Genomic DNA, 4,976 nt, shown 5'->3' with positions numbered 1-4,976 from the left:
TAGAGCAGCTGACTCTTAATCAGCGGGTCCGGGGTTCGAGTCCCTGGCGGCGCACGTGATGAAGGCGATGGGGTCCGTGGTTTCCACGGACCCCATCGTCGTATCCGGCCCCGGAAACGCCCCGCCGCACGCGTCACCGCCGCAGGGCGGCCCCCATGGCGATCTCCACCGTCCAGGCCCCGGAAGCCGTGCGTCCCTCCACCGTCACCCGTACGTGATCGCCCGGCACCGTGAAGCTCTCGCCCAGGCCCACCGGCGCGTCGGCGAGCGGCGGATAGACGGAGCTACCCCAGCAGTCGTCGCCGCGCAGATGGGCGTCGATCACCTCGATGGGACCCCGGCCCGACTCCGCGCCGCTGTGCACGCGGTAGACGAGGACGCCCGAGTTGCAGGCGGCCTTGTCGTTGCCGAGCGGGCCGCGCGCCTCGAAGGCGAGTGCGCTGTCGGCCCCGGTGCGCACCACCGCGAGCTTGGTGCCGCCCCCCAGGCCGAACGCGGGGGCCCCGGTGGCGCCGGGGACGGTGACGCCGGGGCCCGCGGCCAGGGGTTCGAGGGTCAGCCGGGTCGGTCCGGCCGCGCGTACGCACACCACCTGGCGGGGATCCAGCCAGCCCAGTTTCCACTTGTGCCAGGCGAACAGATCCGGGGCGAGTCCGAACTGGCTGCCCATCAGGTCCCAGTCGCCGACGTAGGTGTCCCAGTCCCCCTTGCCGTCCACCGGCCGGTGGTAGAGGTCCGGCAGGTCGAACACATGGCCTGTCTCGTGCGCGAGCACCAGCCGGTCCGGAGGGTGCTTCTCGAAGACGGTCACCACCCGGCGCAGGTCCGTGCCGTCCGCCCGCAACGGGGTGTCGAGGTTGACGACCTTCGTGGCGTCCGAGTCCACGCCCGGCGCGTCGGGGTCGGCGACGAAGTAGACGACGTCGTAGCGCGAGAAGTCGACCTGCGGGTCGGCGACGGCGAGCGCGTCCCGCAGATAGGAGGACCGGCTCGTGGTGTCCCAGTCACGCCTTATCGCATACGTGGTGGACGGCTTCGGCATCCGGATCCAGTGCCGCAGCGGATGCGGGCGGAGCGTGAACCTGCCGTAGGAGGCGCGGGCGAAGAACTGGCTGGTGGCCGGAAAGTGGTCGGCGGCGAGCTGGGCGGGGGTGGTCCGCGGGACGGCGTCCGGGAAGGACAGGAAGATCATCACCGCGTCCAGCGGGCGGGTCGGCCGCGGATAGGAGGCGTTCCAGGTGTCCAGGCCCTCCGAGTGGTGGGCGCCGGTGCGCCGCAGCGCGCAGGGCTCGGCCGAGAACGGTTCGGCCACCGAGGTACTGCCGAACAGCGAGGTCGCCGCGAGCGCCGACATCGTGGTGAACACGGCCGCGACACTGCGCAGTCGGGAGCGCGGCGCCACCCGGCCGAGGCTCCTGAGAACCCCGCGCCCAAGTCCCTCGCGGAGCGGCTGACGCGGCAACGGGACCTCCGGATACGGTTCACGGTTCGACACCGCATCCAGCCTGCGTAGCTTTGCTGTCCTATGTCCTGTTTATCTGACCCGGATGAGTGAGCAGCCCCGGATCTGGGTACAGACGACACCCCCGAAGTACTCACGGAACGTCACAAGCGATCCGCCGCTTGAAGAACCCGCCCAGGCGCGGGCAGAAACGATCTGTCAGAAAGGTCGCACCGTCAGGGACACTGGACAGTGGCTGGAAGGCCTTGGGACCACCCTCTATGATCGGCACACTTTGCTGCGCGGACAGAGATCGAGTGCACTGCGGGAGCGAGCGGTGAGCGGAACGTCCGAAGGGCCGACGCCCGCGGCAGACCTCGACCGGTCGGCCGTCACAGACAGTGATCTTGACGCGTCTCCTCGGAGCGCGTCCACGTACCGCTCCGTCTTCGCGACGGCGCCCCTGGCCATGGCCGTGGTCGACCGCGAGGGCATGGTCGTCGGCGCCAACGCCATGCTGGGCACCCTGCTCGGCAGCGACTCGGCGACGCTCGTCGGACGCTCCGCCGCCGACCTGGTGGACCTGCCCTCCGACACCCGCGCCTGGCACGCCTACCGCGAGGTGCTGCGCGGCCGGCAGGTGAAGCTGCGCTGCACCCGCCGGCTGAAGCATCCCGACGGCCGTGCGGTGTGGGTGCAGGTCACCGTCGCGCCGCTGGCAGGCGGCGAACCCGGAGTCCTGCTCGCCGTCGCCGACATCAGCGACCGCCGTGAACTCCAGTCCAGACTGCGGCACTTGCAGATGCACGACCCGGTGACCCGGCTGCCCAACCGCACCCTGTTCTTCGAGCGGCTGACGGCCGCCCTGGAGGCGGAGTCGTACGAGCGCAGCGGCACCGGGCGGATCGGCCTGTGCTACCTCGACGTGGACGGCTTCAAGGCGGTCAACGACACCCTCGGCCACCGCGTCGGCGACCGACTGCTGGCCGCCGTGGCCGAACGGCTGACCCGGGTCGCCGAGCAGGCCGGGCTGGCCAGGGCGGGCACCCCGCTGGTGGCCCGGCTCGGCGGCGACGAGTTCGCGCTGCTCGTCGAGGACTCCACCGGCACCGACCAGCTCGCCGAACTCGCCGAGTCCGTACTGACGGCCCTGCAGGCCCCCTTCGAACTGGCGGGCCGCCGCCTGTCGTTGTCGGCCTCGATCGGTGTCGTGGAGCGGCACGCGGCCGGGACCACGGCCACCGGTCTGATGCAGGCCGCCGACACCACGCTGTACTGGGCGAAGGCCGACGGCAAGTCCCGCTGGACGCTGTTCGACCCGGAGCGCAACGCCCACCGCATGACCCGGCAGGCCCTGGCCTCCGCGCTGCGACCCGCCATCGAGCGCGGCGAGTTCGTGCTGGAGTACCAGCCGCTGGTCGGCATGGAGGACGGCCGGCTGCACGGGGTCGAGGCCCTCGCGCGCTGGAACCACCCCCAGTTCGGCCTGCTGACGCCGAACCGGTTCATCGCCCTGGCCGAGGAGGACGGCTCGATCGTCCAGCTCGGCCGCTGGGCGCTGGCCACCTCCTGCCGGCAGGCCCGCCGCTGGCAGCTCGACCACCCGGAGGAGCCGCCGATCTTCGTCAGCGTCAACGTGGCCGTCCGCCAGGTCTGGGACTCCGATCTGGTCGCGGATGTGGCGTCGGTGCTGGCGGAGGCCGAACTCGCCCCGAGCCTGCTCCAGTTGGAGCTGACCGAATCGGCGGTGATGGGCTCCGCGGGCCGCCCGCTCCAAGCCCTCCAGGCACTGAGCGACATGGGCGTACGGATCGCCATCGACGACTTCGGAACCGGCTACTCCAACCTCGCCTACCTCAGCCGGCTGCCCGTGTCGGTACTGAAACTGGACGGTTCCTTCGTCCGGGGCTTCCAGTACGACGAGACGGGCGAGCGCCCGAACCCGGCGGACGAGGTGGTCGTGGAGGCGATGATCCAGCTCGCCCACCGTCTGGGCCTGACGGTCACCGCCGAGTGCGTGGAGACCCTCACCCAGGCCGCCCGGCTGCGGCACATCGGCTGCGACACCGGACAGGGCTGGCTGTACTCCCGTCCGGTGCCGCCGGATCGTATCTCCGAACTGCTGGGGACGACGTCCTACGCGGTCGGCAACCCGTAGGCGTCCGCGATGAGTTCGTAGGAGCGCAGCCGCAGCTCGCCGCGGTGGGCGTGCGAGGTGAGCATCAACTCGTCGGCGCCGGTGCGCTTCTGGAGGCCGTCCAGACCGGCGCGCACCTCGTCCGCCGTGCCGTGCACGATGTTGCCCGCCCAGGAGTCGACGAACTCCTGCTCCAGCGGGCTGAATTCATGGGCCTCGGCGTCCGCGGGGTCGGGGAAGAGACCGGGCCGGCCGGAGCGCAGCCGGATCATGTTCAGGGCGGTGGCCCGAACCTGCCTGCGGGCCTCCTTCTCGTCGTCGGCGGCGAGCGCGGAGACCCCGATGAGGGCGTAGGGCTCGTCGAGGACGGCGGACGGCCGGAACTGCTGCCGGTACAGGTCGAGCGCCGGAACGGTGTTCTGTGCCGAGAAGTGGTGCGCGAAGGCGAACGGCAGGCCGAGCATGGCGGCCAGCCGGGCGCTGAAGCCGGACGAGCCCAGCAGCCAGACGGGCGGCCGGTGCGGGGACTGCACACCGCCGGGTGTGCTGCCCTGGACCGGGCCCGGGATGGCGTGGATACGGGCGTAGGGGTGCCCGTCGGGGAAGTCGTCGTCCAGGAAGCGCAGCAGCTCCGCGAGCTGCTGCGGGAAGTCGTCGGCGCCCTCGTTCAGGGAGTCGGTGCGGCGCAGGGCGGCCGCGGTGGCCCCGTCCGTGCCGGGGGCCCGGCCGAGGCCGAGGTCGATCCGGCCGGGGGCCATCGCCTCCAGCGTGCCGAACTGCTCGGCGATCACCAGCGGGGCGTGGTTGGGCAGCATGACGCCGCCCGAACCGAGCCGGATGCGCTCGGTGTGGGCGGCGAGGTGGGCGAGGATCACCGCGGGCGACGAGGAGGCGACGCCCGGCATGGAGTGGTGCTCGGCGACCCAGTAGCGGTGGAAGCCGCGGGACTCCGCGAGCCGGGACAGCGCGACACTGGTGCGCAGGGCGTCGGTGGCGGTGCTGCCCGCGCCGACGGTGACCAGGTCCAGTACGGACAGGGGGACGGGCGCGCTGCCCCGGGCCTCGGCCCGGATGCCGTGCGCCTCGTCGCGGGTGCCGCGGGTGTCCTGTGCCTCGTCCGGGATCTCGTCTGCCGTCACGGTGAGTGCCTCCTGCTCTCGGCCTGTTCTCGGCCCTGCGCTGTCCTCGGGCGAGCAACAGGAGACTGTCCCCGCTTATTCCCGGCCACCCCCGGCCGTTCCGGGAGCCCGCCCGGGAAACCGGCTCGCGGACCCGCCCGGGGACCTGTCCGGGGACCTGTCCGGGGACCCGCCCGGGGACCTGTCCGGGGACCCGCCCGGGGACCCGCCCGGGGACCCGTCCGACGGGGCTCACCCCGGGAGCCCGCCCGGGGTCCCG

General features: G+C 72.2%; 3 protein-coding genes. 1 reads left to right on the top strand and 2 read right to left on the bottom strand.

The features are described 5' to 3' along the window. Positions 1–133 precede the first annotated feature (133 nt). Positions 134–1,354 (bottom strand): M6 family metalloprotease domain-containing protein, encoded by a 1,221-nt coding sequence (locus ABT085_RS43590; RefSeq protein WP_351621937.1) that lies wholly within the window; start codon positions 1,352–1,354, stop codon positions 134–136. Positions 1,355–1,778: 424 nt separating this feature from the next. Here ABT085_RS43590 and ABT085_RS43585 point away from each other — a divergent pair, with 424 nt between their 5' ends. Beyond that, entirely contained in the window at positions 1,779–3,599 is a 1,821-nt protein-coding gene (locus tag ABT085_RS43585; RefSeq protein WP_351621931.1) for a putative bifunctional diguanylate cyclase/phosphodiesterase, read from the top strand. Here ABT085_RS43585 and ABT085_RS43580 read toward each other — a convergent pair. Beyond that, complete coding sequence (locus ABT085_RS43580) at positions 3,578–4,651, bottom strand: LLM class flavin-dependent oxidoreductase (RefSeq protein ID WP_351621934.1); 1,074 nt, start codon at positions 4,649–4,651, stop codon at positions 3,578–3,580. The two genes, ABT085_RS43585 and ABT085_RS43580, sit on opposite strands and share 22 nt — an antisense overlap. Positions 4,652–4,976: the final 325 nt, after the last annotated feature.

The sequence above is a fragment of the Streptomyces sp. NPDC002265 genome (genome assembly GCF_040296125.1).
Taxonomy (GTDB): Bacteria; Actinomycetota; Actinomycetes; order Streptomycetales; family Streptomycetaceae; genus Streptomyces.
Note: the sequence above shows the minus strand (reverse complement) of the source record. Positions and strands in the feature narration are given on the sequence as shown.